Source organism: Ottowia sp. (genome assembly GCF_035325765.1).
GTDB lineage: Bacteria > Pseudomonadota > Gammaproteobacteria > Burkholderiales > Burkholderiaceae_C > Ottowia.
Genome location: NZ_DAOKZG010000042.1, coordinates 1 through 13,179, shown reverse-complemented (window position 1 = coordinate 13,179; position 13,179 = coordinate 1). Strand labels below are relative to the sequence as shown.

10 protein-coding genes are annotated in these 13,179 nt (G+C 69.8%); 2 read left to right on the top strand and 8 right to left on the bottom strand.

Going from position 1 to position 13,179, the window contains the following annotated elements:
* Window positions 1–628: 628 nt before the first annotated feature.
* The 7 genes from PKA16_RS12405 to PKA16_RS12375 all read right to left on the bottom strand — a co-directional run bounded on the left by PKA16_RS12405 (window position 629) and on the right by PKA16_RS12375 (window position 9,666).
* Window positions 629–1,555 (bottom strand): glyoxylate/hydroxypyruvate reductase A, encoded by a 927-nt coding sequence (locus tag PKA16_RS12405; RefSeq protein ID WP_324403543.1) that lies wholly within the window; start codon window positions 1,553–1,555, stop codon window positions 629–631.
* Window positions 1,552–3,570 (bottom strand): acetyl/propionyl/methylcrotonyl-CoA carboxylase subunit alpha, encoded by a 2,019-nt coding sequence (locus PKA16_RS12400; RefSeq protein WP_324403542.1) that lies wholly within the window; start codon window positions 3,568–3,570, stop codon window positions 1,552–1,554. Before PKA16_RS12400 ends, PKA16_RS12405 begins: the two co-directional genes overlap by 4 nt.
* Window positions 3,571–3,802: 232 nt before the next feature.
* A complete protein-coding gene (locus PKA16_RS12395) occupies window positions 3,803–4,570 on the bottom strand; it encodes a DUF4126 domain-containing protein (protein WP_324403541.1) in 768 nt (255 codons plus the stop codon).
* Window positions 4,571–4,911: 341 nt separating this feature from the next.
* Complete coding sequence (locus PKA16_RS12390) at window positions 4,912–5,694, bottom strand: enoyl-CoA hydratase/isomerase family protein (protein ID WP_324403540.1); 783 nt, start codon at window positions 5,692–5,694, stop codon at window positions 4,912–4,914.
* Window positions 5,691–6,200, bottom strand: coding sequence for a DinB family protein (locus PKA16_RS12385; protein ID WP_324403539.1), 510 nt, complete (start codon window positions 6,198–6,200; stop codon window positions 5,691–5,693). The genes PKA16_RS12390 and PKA16_RS12385 overlap by 4 nt, the downstream gene beginning before the upstream one ends.
* A gap of 3 nt (window positions 6,201–6,203) precedes the next feature.
* Window positions 6,204–7,826, bottom strand: a complete 1,623-nt coding sequence (locus PKA16_RS12380; RefSeq protein WP_324403538.1) for a carboxyl transferase domain-containing protein — start codon at window positions 7,824–7,826, stop codon at window positions 6,204–6,206.
* 127 nt (window positions 7,827–7,953) lie between these two features.
* Complete coding sequence (locus tag PKA16_RS12375) at window positions 7,954–9,666, bottom strand: AMP-binding protein (RefSeq protein WP_324403537.1); 1,713 nt, start codon at window positions 9,664–9,666, stop codon at window positions 7,954–7,956.
* A 150-nt stretch (window positions 9,667–9,816) separates the two neighbouring features.
* Between PKA16_RS12375 and PKA16_RS12370 the strand changes: the two genes are divergently transcribed.
* A complete protein-coding gene (locus tag PKA16_RS12370; protein ID WP_324403536.1) occupies window positions 9,817–10,854 on the top strand; it encodes an AraC family transcriptional regulator in 1,038 nt (345 codons plus the stop codon).
* 66 nt (window positions 10,855–10,920) lie between these two features.
* On the opposite strand, the gene PKA16_RS12365 is transcribed toward PKA16_RS12370, so the two are convergent.
* Complete coding sequence (locus PKA16_RS12365; RefSeq protein ID WP_324403535.1) at window positions 10,921–11,991, bottom strand: YeiH family putative sulfate export transporter; 1,071 nt, start codon at window positions 11,989–11,991, stop codon at window positions 10,921–10,923.
* A gap of 122 nt (window positions 11,992–12,113) precedes the next feature.
* Between PKA16_RS12365 and PKA16_RS12360 the strand changes: the two genes are divergently transcribed.
* On the top strand, window positions 12,114–13,079 hold the full coding sequence (locus PKA16_RS12360; RefSeq protein WP_324403534.1) for a LysR family transcriptional regulator: 966 nt from the start codon (window positions 12,114–12,116) through the stop codon (window positions 13,077–13,079).
* The last annotated feature ends 100 nt before the right edge of the window (window positions 13,080–13,179 follow it).

The following is a 13,179-nucleotide window of genomic DNA, read 5'->3' as shown; positions in this document are numbered from 1 at the left end:
CGGCGGTTGGATGCGTCCGCCAGTGCCGCCCTCGGCGTGCCAGGCAAGGCGCGAGGAGGCCGCGCACCAGTGTGCGCCACGACGAGCAACACCGCATGGTGCGCCGAGGGCGGTGCTGGCGGGCACATGGCGCCCTCACCCAAGAGGTGAACGTCATCAGGGCAGTCGAGGCCAATATTCATGCGGGTTTGAAGACGATGATCAGCGGTCAACTGCCGGATTCAGGCTCAGTGTAATCAGTGCGCGTGCCCCTTCTGGCGGCCCGTGCATCGACAAGCCCGCGGCGGCGCGCCACACGACTTCATGCAGCCCGGATCCGGCAGTCGGATGCGCCTGCCAGTGATGCCCTCGGCGTGCCAGGCAGGGGTGAGTGCTGCGGCTCCAAAGGCGCCTGCGCGCCTTTCGACAGCGCGAACGGGCTCGGCCTCTGGCCGGGCCGCGCCCTGCAAGGACGAGGAGGCCGCGCACGGGCGTGCCGCGCGACGCGCCACGCCGCGTCGCGCGGCAAGGGTGGCGCTGGCGGGCGCACGGCACTCTCACCCAATCGGTGAGCGCAATCGACGTGGGTACCGTCAACGTTCATCCGGGTTTCCACACGTTCACGAGCACTCAACCGCGGGATTTGGGTTCAGTACCCGCGCGCGCGATCGACCAGGCCCGGCAGCGGGCCGCCGCCCTGCAGCGCCTCCACCGCCCGCGCCACCTGCACGATGGTGTCGCCGCGCAGCGTCATGCCGGAAATGTGCGGTGTCAGCTGCACGGCGGGATGCGACCACATCCAGTGGTCTGGCGGCAGCGGCTCCTCGCACATCACGTCGAGCGTGGCGCCGGCCAGTTGGCCATCGTCAAGCAGCGCGCGCAGGTCGTCCTCGACCACCAGCGCGCCGCGCGCCAGGTTGATCAGGTAGCTGCCGCGCGGCAGCTGCGTCAGGCGCGAGCGATCCAGGATGCCGCGCGTGTGGGGCGTGAGCGGCAGCAGGGTCACCAGCACGCGCGTGGCGGCCAGGAACTCGGGCAGTTCGCCAGCACCGGCAAGGCAGCGCACGCCGTCCAGCGCGCGCGGCGTGCGGCTCCAGCCGAGGACAGGAAAATCGAAGGCCCGCACCGCGCGCGCCACCTGCGCGCCCAGCACGCCCAGGCCCATGATGCCGACCGGGAAATCGCCCCGCGCGCGCAACGCACGCGGCTGCCACAGGCCGCGCTGCTGCTGCGCGGCGTAGACGTCGAATTCGCGGAAGAAGCGGATCAGCGCGTGGCAGACGTACTCGGCCATCTGCACCCCCATGCCGGCGTCCTCCAGCCGCAGCACCTGCAAGCCGGGCGCCAGGCGCAGCGCCAGCAGCGCATCGACGCCGGCGCCGAGGTTCAGCACGGCACGCAGTCGCGTCTGCTCGTCCAGCAGCTGCTGCGGCGGACGCCAGACCAGCGCCAGCTCGTAGACGGCGGGCAGGCCGGGACGCCACAGGTCCACCTGGGCCCTCGGCAAGGCGGCACGCAGCTCGGCCAGCCAGGCGGTCGCGTCGCGCACGTCGTCCTGGCACAGCAGGATCTTCATGCAGCCGTGCCTGCATCCAGCCGCAGCAGTTCGGCGCCCTCGGGCACCTGGTCGCCCGGCGCGTAGAGCACCTCGCCCACCACGCCGTCCTGCGGCGCAGCGATGGTGTGCTCCATCTTCATCGCCTCCATCACCGCCAGCGGCTGACCCTTGCTGACCTGGTCACCGGTCTTGACCGCAATCGACACCACCTTGCCCGGCATCGGCGCGGTCAGGCGCCCGCCCTCGCCGGCGCCCTCGTCGGCACGCGCCAGCATGTCGAGCTCGGTGATGCGCGCAGCGCCGCGCGTGCCGAACACGTATTCCTCCTCGCCCAGCGCGTGCACCTGCACCAGCTCGCGCTGGCTGCCGTAGCGCAGGTCGATGCGGCCGTCGGGCAGCGCGGTCAGCGAGAGTGGCTGCGGCTCGGCGTCACCCACCTGGAGCACCAGGCCGTCGTCGAGGTAGCGCAGCTTGGCCACCACCGGTTCGCCGCGGTATTCCAGGTCGACGCGGCGCGAAGCCACGCCGTGCGACCGAAAGCCGTCGCTGCGGCTGAACGGATCGTCGGTCTCGGCGGCACGCTCGGCCAGCACGGTCTGCGCCACGGCCGCAGCCACCACCAGGTCGCGCCCGAGCGGGTCCTGGTCGAACAGGCGTTCCCGCTCACGGGTGATCAGTGCCGTGTCCAGGTGCGCCTGGCGGAACGAATCCGTCGCCAGCACGTGGCGCAGGAACTGCACGTTGGTCTGCAGCCCGGCGATCTGCGTCGCCGCCAGGGCCGCATCGAGCCGCGCCAGCGCCTCCTCGCGCGTCTCGCCCCAGACGATGAGCTTGGCGATCATGCTGTCATAGAAGGGGCTGATGGCGTCTCCCTCGCGCACGCCGTCGTCGATGCGCACCGGCCCGAACTCGAAGGCCGCGTGCGGCGGCTTGCGATAGACGTGCAGGGTGCCGGTGGCGGGCAGGAAGTCGCGGTCCGGGTTCTCGGCGCAGATGCGCGCCTCGATCGCGTGGCCGTCGATCACCAGATCCTCCTGCGCCAGCGGCAGGGGCTCGCCGGCCGCCACGCGCAGCTGCCATTCGACCAGGTCCTGGCCGCTGATGGCCTCGGTGACCGGGTGCTCGACCTGCAGGCGCGTGTTCATTTCCATGAAGTAGAAGCGGATCTGCTCGGGGTGCGCATAGCCGCCGGGCTGCTCGGCGATGAACTCGACCGTGCCGGCGCCAACGTAGCCGACGGCGCGCGCGGCCGCCACCGCGGCCTCGCCCATCCGCCTTCGCAGCTCGGGCGTCATGCCGGGCGCCGGCGCCTCCTCCAGCACCTTCTGGTGGCGCCGCTGCGTCGAGCAGTCGCGCTCGAACAGGTAGACGCAGTTGCCCTGCGTGTCGCCGAAGATCTGGATCTCGATGTGGCGCGGCTGCTGCACGAACTTCTCGACCAGCATGGCGTCGTTGCCGAAGCTGTTCCTGGCCTCGCGCTGGCAGGACTCGAGCGCCGCCGCGAAGTCCTCGCCCTGCCAGACTTCCCGCATGCCCTTGCCGCCACCGCCGGCGCTGGCCTTGATCAGCACCGGGTAGCCGATGCGGTCGGCCTCGCGCCGCAGCAGCGCCGGATCCTGGTCCTCGCCCTGGTAGCCGGGCACCAGCGGCACGCCAGCGGTGGCCATCAGCCGCTTGGACTCGGCCTTCAGCCCCATCGCCTCGATCGCGCTGGCGGGCGGGCCGATGAACACCAGGCCCACATCGGTGCAGGCGCGGGCGAACGCGGCGTTTTCGCTCAGGAAGCCGTAGCCCGGGTGGATCGCCTGCGCGCCACTGGCCTTGGCCGCATCGATGATGCGCTGCCACTGCAGGTAGCTCTCGCCGGGCGCGCTGCCGCCGATGTGCACCGCCTCGTCGCAGGCCAGCACGTGCTTGGCGTGCGCGTCGGCGTCGGAATACACGGCCACGGTGCGCACGCCCATGCGGCGAGCCGTGGCGGCCACGCGGCAGGCGATCTCGCCGCGGTTTGCGATCAGGATTTTTTCGAACATGGTGCCCTCCGTGGCTCAATCGCCTACGCACGCTGCGCGTGCCAGGCAATTTGTCTGACGACCGCGCTGCGCGCGAGCGCCGCGGTTGGCAATCAGGATCTTTTCAAACATGTCGTCCTCCGCGGCTCAATGGCCTGCGCACGCTGCGCGCGCCATGCAGTTTGTGTCACGACCGCGCTGCGCGCGAACGCCGCGGTTGGCTATCAGGGTCACCTCGAACATGGAAATCTCCTCAGGAATTCGTCGAACCGGGCGCGCCTCCCAGCGCCGCCGGGGCCGCGCCAGGTGCACCTCGGAGCTTGCGCAGCACCAGCTTCAGGAAGCGGAACAACAGGACCAGCAACAGGGCCGACAGCACCAGCATCACGACCAGCAGCACGCCGAACCAGATCGGGTGCGCGGTCGCCAGCCAGACCACGGCCACCACCAGTCCGTCCTCGAACAGCGAAACGGCGCCATTGGAGAAGGGCTCCGGTGAAGTGTTGAGCGCCGCGCGCGCGGTGGCCTTGGTGGCGAACGAGGTCGCCGCCAGCGAGCCGCCCAGCAGCCCGGCCACCAGCCCCAGGGTGGCCGAATCGGCACCGAACACGCCGGCCGCCAGCAGCGCGCCGGCCGGGATGCGGATCAGGGCATGCACGCCGTCCCAGGCACTGTCGAACCAGGGAATCTTGTCGGTGAAGAACTCGACCCCCATCATGAAGCCGCTGGCCGCCAGCACCGCCGGGTGCTGCAGCAGCCGCAGGCCGGGTGGCAGCACGATCCAGCCGGCCGCGCCCATGGCGCCGGTCAGGAACACCACGGCGTACAGCCGAAAGCCGCTGGCCCAGCCCAGCGCAGCCGCCAGCGCCAGCAGCTGCGGCATGTCCATGTGCGCGGTCACGCTGGTCACGGCCTCGCCCACATGGCCGGCCGCCTGGCCCACTGCCGAAGCCGTGTCCGGCCCGACGTGCAGGCCCATGCCGTGCAGCCACTGGATCAGTTGGGCGAGCCATTCAGGCATCCGAGCCCCTCCGGCAGCAGGGATCATCCGTCCCCAGGCGCAGGGCAGTCAGCGAAGCCAGTCGTTGGGCTGCGGAGCAGACCATCCCTGCGGACGACATGCCCGGGCGTGTACCGGGCGCCGGCGTTGTCTCCCTTGCGGGGTGACGACACGTCTGCGACTCGAAGAGGGATGTCATGTCAGTCTCTCATGGCGCATCGCACCATTCCGCGACGCATGAAACGCCACCGCTCCAAAGGCCGCGGAGCAGGCCATGCGGGGGCACCCGTGGTCGGGGTCTCCCTGGCCACTGGGTGCGTCCCACTTCAAGGGGGATGGAGCGCAGCGACATAGGGGGTGGCTCATTTCAGCCAGGACGGCTTGCGCTTCTGCAGGAAGCTCTGCACGCCCTCCTTGCCCTCGTCGCTGGCCCGGATGTCGGCAATGCCTTCCACCGTGCGCTCGATCAAGAGGCGCGTGATGTCGCGCCCGGCCACGTCCTGCACCAGCTTCTTGCACTCGCGCACGGCATTCGGGCTGGCGCCGGTCAGTGCCTTGAGCAGCTCGGCCACTTTGGCGTCCAGCGCATCGGCCGCCACCACCTCGTGCACGAAGCCGATGCGGTGCGCCTCGGCGGCGCTGAAGCGCTCGGCCGTCAGGAACCAGCGGTGCGCGGCGCGCGCTCCCATGGCGCGAATGACGTAGGGGCTGATGGTGGCGGGAATCAGGCCGAGCCTGACCTCGCTCAGGCAGTAGTGCGCCGTGTCCACGCTGACCGCGATGTCGCAGGCCGCGACCAGGCCCATGCCACCGGCATAAACGTCACCCTGCACGCGCGCGAGGGTCGGCTTGGGGCACTCGTACAGGGCGCGCAGCATGAAGGCCAGTTGCTCGGCGTCGGCCAGGTTCTCCTCGCGCGTGTAGTCCGCCATGCGCCGCATCCAGTTCAGGTCGGCGCCGGCGCAGAAGGACGGACCCTCGGCCGCCAGCACGATGGCGCGCACGACATCGTCCTCGCCCAGCCGCGTGAACACTTCGGACAGCTCGGCGATCACCGCGTCGTTGAAGGCGTTGCGGACCTCGGGGCGATTCAGCGTGACGGTGGCGACGCCCCCCTGCATGTCGAGGCGGATGGCAGTGCTCATGGCTTGGCTTGCTCCTGCAGCAGGTAAACCAGATCGAGTTCCGGACACGGCTGGCCGAGTGCGGTGAGCGCCGCCGTGATCTGCCCGCGGTGGTGCGTGCCGTGGTTGAACACGTGCGCCAGCGCGGCGGCGAACGGCAGTGCGACGGCGCGGCCGCGCATCGTGGTGTAGCGCAGTTCGCCGGCGAAGCGGTCGGCGGACCAGCCTTCGATCAACGGCAGCCAGCGCGCGGCGCCCTGCACGAGGCGTTCGGCCAGGCGCGCCCGATCCGGCTCGGCCTCGGCATCGAGCACGACCTGCGGCGACACGCCTTCGGCAAAGCGCTGGAACCACAGCATGTGTTCTGCCACCAGCAGGTGACCCAGCGTGCCGTGGATGCTCCTGAAGAACAGGCCGACGTCGCGCCGGTAGTCGACGTCCGGCAGCACCGCCACCGCCGCCAGCAGGCGCCCGGTCGCCCAGGCGTTGTAGCGGGCGAGCGTGGCGAAATGCGTGCCTGCGTCCACGTCCTACATCCGGAACACGCCGAACTTCACGTCCGGGATCGGCGCGTTCTGCGCTGCCGACAGCCCCAGCGCCAGCATGCGCCGCGTGTCGGCCGGATCGATCACGCCGTCGTCCCAGAGCCGCGCGGTGGCGTAGTAGGGATGCCCCTGCTCCTCGTATTGCTGGCGGATGGGCGCCTTGAAGGCTTCCTCCTCCTGCGCGCTCCAGGTGCCGCCCTTGCGCTCGATGCCGTCGCGCCGCACCGTGGCCAGCACGTTGGCCGCCTGCTCGCCGCCCATCACGCTGATGCGCGCGTTCGGCCACATCCAGAGGAAGCGGGGGCTGTAGGCGCGACCGCACATGCCGTAGTTGCCGGCGCCGAAGCTGCCGCCGATGATGACGGTGAACTTGGGCACGTTGGCGGTGGCCACGGCGGTGACCAGCTTGGCGCCGTGACGCGCGATGCCCTCGTTCTCGTACTTGCGCCCGACCATGAAGCCGGTGATGTTCTGCAGGAACACCAGCGGGATCTTGCGCTGGCAGCACAGCTCGATGAAGTGCGCGCCCTTTTGCGCGCTCTCCGAAAACAGGATGCCGTTGTTGGCGACGATGCCCACCGGCATGCCCTCGATGTGGGCGAAGCCGCACACCAGGGTGGTGCCGAAGCGCGCCTTGAATTCCTGCAGGGCGCTGCCGTCGACGATGCGCGCGATGATCTCGCGCACGTCGAAGGGCTTGCGCGTGTCGGTCGGAATCACGCCGTACAGCTCCTCGGCCGGGAATTTCGGCGCCACTGGGGTGCGCAGCGCTCCGGCGCGCGTCTTGGTGTGATTGAGCTGCGCCACCACCTCGCGCGCCAGCGCCAGCGCATGCATGTCGTTCTGCGCCAGGTGGTCCGCCACGCCCGACAGGCGCGTATGCACGTCGCCGCCGCCCAGGTCCTCGGCGCTCACCTCCTCGCCGGTGGCGGCCTTCACCAGCGGCGGGCCGCCGAGGAAGATGGTGCCCTGGTTCTTGACGATGATGGACTCGTCGCTCATCGCCGGCACGTAGGCGCCGCCGGCGGTGCAGCTGCCCATCACGACGGCGATCTGCGCGATGCCCTGCGCGCTCAGGTTGGCCTGGTTGTAGAAGATGCGGCCGAAGTGGTCGCGATCGGGGAACACCTCGTCCTGGTTCGGCAGGTTGGCGCCGCCCGAATCGACCAGGTAGATGCACGGCAGGCGGTTCTGCTCGGCGATCTCCTGCGCGCGCAGGTGCTTCTTGACGGTCATCGGATAGTAGGTGCCGCCCTTCACCGTGGCGTCGTTGCAGACGATCATGCAGTCGACGCCCGAGACGCGGCCGATGCCGGCGATCAGCCCGGCTGCCGGCGCCGAATCGCTGCCGTCGCGGTCCGGGTACATGTGCAGCGCCGCCAGCGGGGCGATCTCGAGAAAGGGCGTGCCGGGATCCAGCAGCATCTGCACGCGCACGCGCGGCAGCAGCTTGCCGCGGTCGGTGTGTTTCTTGCGCGCCGCCTCGCCGCCGCCCTGGCCGACCCTGGCGACCTGCGCGCTCAGGTCGTCGACCAGCGCGCGCATGGCGGCGGCATTGGCCTGGAACTCGGCCGAGCGGGGATTGAGCTTGGTGGTGATGGCGGGCATGGGTTTGGTCTCGAAAATTGAACTGCCGTACACGGAGGACGCGGAAAATATCCTGTATCAGATTGGATGTTCGCTTGCGTCCTCGGCGTGAACTCTGCGTCCCCTGTGTCCGGTCAGGTTCCGGATTTCAGGCAGTCTTGTCCTGCGCCAGGCCCAGCTCGGCCACCATGGCCTCGCGAATCCTGAACTTCTGGATCTTGCCGGTCACGGTCATCGGAAACTCGGCGACGAAGCGCATGTAGCGCGGCACCTTGTAGTGCGCGATCCTGCCCTTGCAGAACTCGCGCACCTCGTCCTCGGTCAGCTGCTGCCCGGGCTTGACGATGATCCACGCGCACAGCTCCTCGCCGAAGCGCTGGTCGGGCACGCCGACCACCTGCACGTCCTGCACCTTGGGGTGGCGGTACAGGAATTCCTCGATCTCGCGCGGGTAGACGTTCTCGCCGCCGCGGATCACCATGTCCTTGATGCGCCCGACGATGTTGACGTAGCCGGCGTCGTCCATCACGGCCAGATCGCCGGTATGCATCCAGCCCTCGGCATCGATCGCCTCGGCGGTGCGCTGCGGGTCTTCCCAGTAGCCCTGCATCACCGAATACCCGCGCGTGCAGAACTCGCCGCGCTCGCCGATCGGCACGGTGCGGCCGCTCTCGGGGTCGATGATCTTGATCTCCAGGTGAGGCTGCACCAGGCCGACGGTGGAGACGCGCTTGTCCAGCGGCGTGTCGGTGCTGCTCTGGCAGCTCACCGGCGAGGTCTCGGTCATGCCGTAGGCGATCGTCACTTCGCCCATGTTCATCTCGCTCTGCACCCGCTTCATGACCTCGATCGGGCAGGGGCTGCCGGCCATGATGCCGGTGCGCAGGGTGGACAGGTCGAACTCCCTGAAGCGCGGGTGGTCCAGCTCGGCAATGAACATGGTCGGCACGCCGTGCAGGCCGGTGCATTTTTCAGCCTGCACCGTCTGCAGCACGGTGAGCGGGTCGAAGGCATCGTTCGGGTAGACGATGCAGCCGCCATGCGTCAGCACCGCCAGGTTGCCCAGCACCATGCCGAAGCAGTGATACAGCGGCACGGGAATGCACAGGCGGTCGTGCTCGGTCAGCCTCATCGCCTCGCCGATGAAGAAACCGTTGTTCAGGATGTTGCGGTGCGTCAGCGTCGCGCCCTTCGGGAAGCCCGTGGTGCCGCTGGTGAACTGGATGTTGATGGCATCCTCGGGGTGCAGCAGCAATGCGACCTGCGCCAGGCGCGCATCCTGCGGGTCGCCGGTCTTCATGAGATCCGAGAAGCGCATGAAGCCCGGCTCCTCGCCGCCCTCGCCTGCCACGTCGATCCAGATCGCGTGCTTGAGATGCGGCAGCGCCACCGACTGCAGCGCCTCGCCGGGCCGGGCATGCGCCCACTCGGGCGCCAGCTCGCGCAGCATCGCCAGGTAATCGCTGGTCTTGAAGCGCGCCATGGTCACCAGCGCCTGGCATTCGACCTTGTTCAACGCGTATTCGACCTCGGCCGTGCGATAGGCCGGGTTGATGTTGACCAGGATCAGCCCCGCCTTGGCCGTGGCCAGTTGCATCAGCACCCACTCGGTGTTGTTGTGCGACCAGATGCCGATGCGCTCGCCCGGCTTCAGCCCCAGGCGCAACAGCGCGCTGGCCAGGCGATTGGCCTCCGCCTGCAGCTCGCGGTAGGTGTAGCGCCGCTGCTGGTGCGCCACCACCAGCGCCTCGCGCTGCGGGAAACGCTCGACCATGGCGTCGAAGAAGGCACCAATGGTCTGCTCGATCAGCGGCAGCGTCTGCGCGCCGCGCGCGTAACTTTCAGCCAGTGTCTCACTCATCGGCTGTCTCCTGAAACTCGGACCGTGCTCTCGTGCCATCCGAGTGTAGTGTTGCGGGCTCGTGCGTACAAATGGCAGCATAGCCCGACACGTCGCGCCGGGGTTGCCAGATTGGTTGCAAAAACTGCCACGAGATACGACACTGCCAGCGTGGCCGACATCCCCACCCGACCCCCCGGCGCGCGTGCTGGAGCGCAGACGCCGGTGGCTTTCGTGCGCGCTGTCCTGCTGGCCTACGCGCGTCGCGGGTTGGACCCGGCCGAAGCCTTGCGCCAGGCGCAAATCACGCCAGATGAAATCTCCGACATCGATGGCTGCGTCAGCCCCCTGCAGTTCGAGCGCCTGTGCCTGGCGGCGATGCGCGAACTCGATGACGAGGCGCCCGGCTGGTTTCGCCGCCGCCTGCCCTGGGGCAGCTACGGCATGCTGGCACGCGCCAGCATCAGCGCGCCCACGCTGGGGCTGGCGCTGGCGCGCTGGTGCCGCCACCACGGCCTGCTGACCGATGACGTCGTGCTGGCGCTCGAGCCGCACGGTCCGCTGGCGGGCGTGGCCATCCGGGAACGGCATGATCTTGGCGCGCTGCGCGAATTCGCCCTGCTCTCCCTGCTGCGCAACCTGCACGGGCTGGCCTGTTGGCTGGCGGATTCGCGCATCACGCTGGTGGATGCGCAGTTTCCGTTTCCCGCGCCGGCGCATGCGGCGCTCTACCGGCGGCTGTTTCCGGGGCCGGTGCGGTTCGGCGCTGCCCAGGCCGGGCTGCGCTTCGACGCCCACTACCTCGAACTGCCGGTGCGCCGCGATGGCGCCGCGCTCGACCAGATGCTGCGGCGTGCGCTCCCCATCCTGGTGTGGCCGTACCGGCGCGATCGCCTGCTGTCGCACCGCGTGCGCCAGCAGTTGCAGCAGGCGCGCGCGGTCCAGACGGCCGAAACGCTGGCCCACGGGCTCGACCTGTCGGTCCGCAGCCTGCACCGGCAGCTGCGCAGCGAGGGTACCAGCGTGCAGCGGCTCAAGGACGAGGTGCGCTGCGCGCAGGCCAGCGAGCTGCTGCTGCGCACCCGGCTGCCGATCGCGCGCGTCGCGCGGGCCACCGGCTTTGCCAGCGACAAGACCTTCGCGCGCGCGTTCCGACAGTGGACCGGGCACACACCGCAAGCCTGGCGCCAGCGCGGGGCGCCGGCATGACTCATCGCGAGTCGCGTCGAACGGCCCCCCGGCACCGGCGTGCGCCTGACCGCGAGGCGTGCACGATCAGCCGAGCACCGCGCGGTTGAGCAAGGCGCCGCCCGCCATCAGCCAGGCAAACAGCAGCAATGCCAGCAGCAGGGGCCGCAGCCCCGCCTGGCGGATGGCGCGCGCGTGCGTGGTCAGCCCGAGCGCGGCCATCGCCATCGCCAGCAGCAGGTTGTCCAGCGCCGTCAGTGCCGTCACGGCAGCGGGCGGCAGCCACTGCAGGGAGTTGAACAGCACCACGGCAACGAAACCAAGCACGAATCCGGGCACGCCGATGCGCGCCCGTTCGCCCGCGTGCCGCTCGGCCGGGTCCGGGTGGCGTGCCAGCCAGGCCGACAACGCCAGCAGGAAAGGCGCCAGCAGCATCACGCGCACCATCTTGGTGATCACCGCCGCGTCCGCCGCCTGCGGGCCCACGGCATTGCCGGCAGCCACCACCTGCGCCACCTCGTGCACGGTCGAGCCGATGTAGATGCCGAACTGCTCGGCGCCACCCGGAATGACGCCCCAGGCTGCGTTGAGGCCGTGCAGCAGCGGGTAGAGGAAGGTGGCAAGCGTGCCGAACACCACCACCGTCGCCACGGCCACCGAGACCTGCTGCGGCCGCCCTCGCACCACCGGCTCGGTCGCCAGCACCGCGGCGGCGCCGCAGATCGAGCTTCCGACCCCGATCAGCATGACCGCCTTGCGATCCAGCTTCAGCCAGCGCACGCCCAGCGCGAGCGCAAGCGCGAAGGTGGCGGCCACCACCACGACATCGACCAGCACGCCCGCCAGGCCCACCTGCGCCACGTCCTGCAGACTCAGGCGCAGCCCGTAGAGCACGATGCCCAGGCGCAGCAGGTGCTGCCGCGAGAAGGCGACGCCCGCGCCGGCACGATCGGCCACGGCGCGCGGCCAGGCGTGGCCCAGCGCCATGCCCAGCACGATCGCCAGGCTCAGGCCGCTCAGGCCCAGCGCCCGCACCCAGGAGTGGTCGCCCAGCTGCAGGGCAAGACCGGCGAGCGCCGCGCTGAGGGCCAGGCCCGGCAGCAGGCGCGCCGCCCCATCCAGACCCTCGCCCCGCCCCCGTCTTGTCAGTGCCGTCATCGCGCCGTTCATTCCTGAAATCGCGCCACACGGCGCGACACCGAATCTAGGACCCCTATATCGATCTGTAAAACAAGTTATTTTTCTATAATCAACCTATTCAATCGATTCATTTCCAGATTGTGGCAAGTCCCCTCCGCTTGACGCTGCGCCAGCTCCAGGTGTTCGCGGCGGTGGCTCGCGGCGGCAGCACCAGCGCTGCTGGCGCCGCGATCGGGCTGTCGCAGTCGGCCACCAGCGCGGCGCTGAAGGAACTCGAGCGCATGCTGGGCATCCCCCTGTTCGACCGCACGGGCAAGCGACTGCTGCTGAACGCCGACGGACGCGCCCTGCTGCCGCGCGCGCAGGCGCTGCTCGACGGTGCGGCCGAGATCGAGCGCCAGGCGCGCGGCGTCGGCGCCGCGCTCGCCGCGCTGCGCGTGGGCGCCAGCACCACCATCGGCAACTACCTGCTGCCGCGCCTGCTGCGCCGTCTGTGGAGCGATCGCCCGCCGGGCGATGCGGGCCCGTGGCACGCCCAGGTCCGCATTGGCAACACCGCCGAGATCGCCGCCGCGGTGGCCGACTTCAGCCTGGACATCGGCCTGATCGAGGGGCCTTGCGACGACCCCAGGCTCGAGACCCGGCCCTGGCTGCGCGACGAGCTGCTGGTGGTGGCGGCGCCGCGCCTGCACCGACGCCTGACGGCCCATCGGCCGGCCGGTGCAGCGGTGCCGCTGCAGGTGCTGCGCGAGCAGGTCTGGCTGCTGCGCGAAGCAGGCTCCGGCACGCGCGCCGCGACCGATCTGGCGCTGCTGCCCCAGCTCCACGCCTGGCGCCGCAGCATCGAACTGGGCAACTCCGAAGCCATCAAGCACGCCGCCGCCGAGGGCCTGGGCCTGGCCTGCCTGTCCGAGTGGGTGGTGGCCGACCTGCTCGCCGCACGGCGCCTGCAGCGCGTCGCGACCACGCTGCCGAAGATGCCGCGCCAGTGCTATTTCGTGCTGCACCGGCACAAGCACCACACCCACGCACTGGACCGCCTGGTCGCCCTGCTGCATCCGGCGGGACGCAACGAAAACGCCCAACCGAGAACGGTTGGGCGTTGAATGGTGGTGGTGGAGTGTAACAGAAAACCAAACCCACATATCAGAAGTCTCTCAGCCCCGGTCGGAAGCCTTGAGACCCTCGCGCGATTCCGGGGAAGGA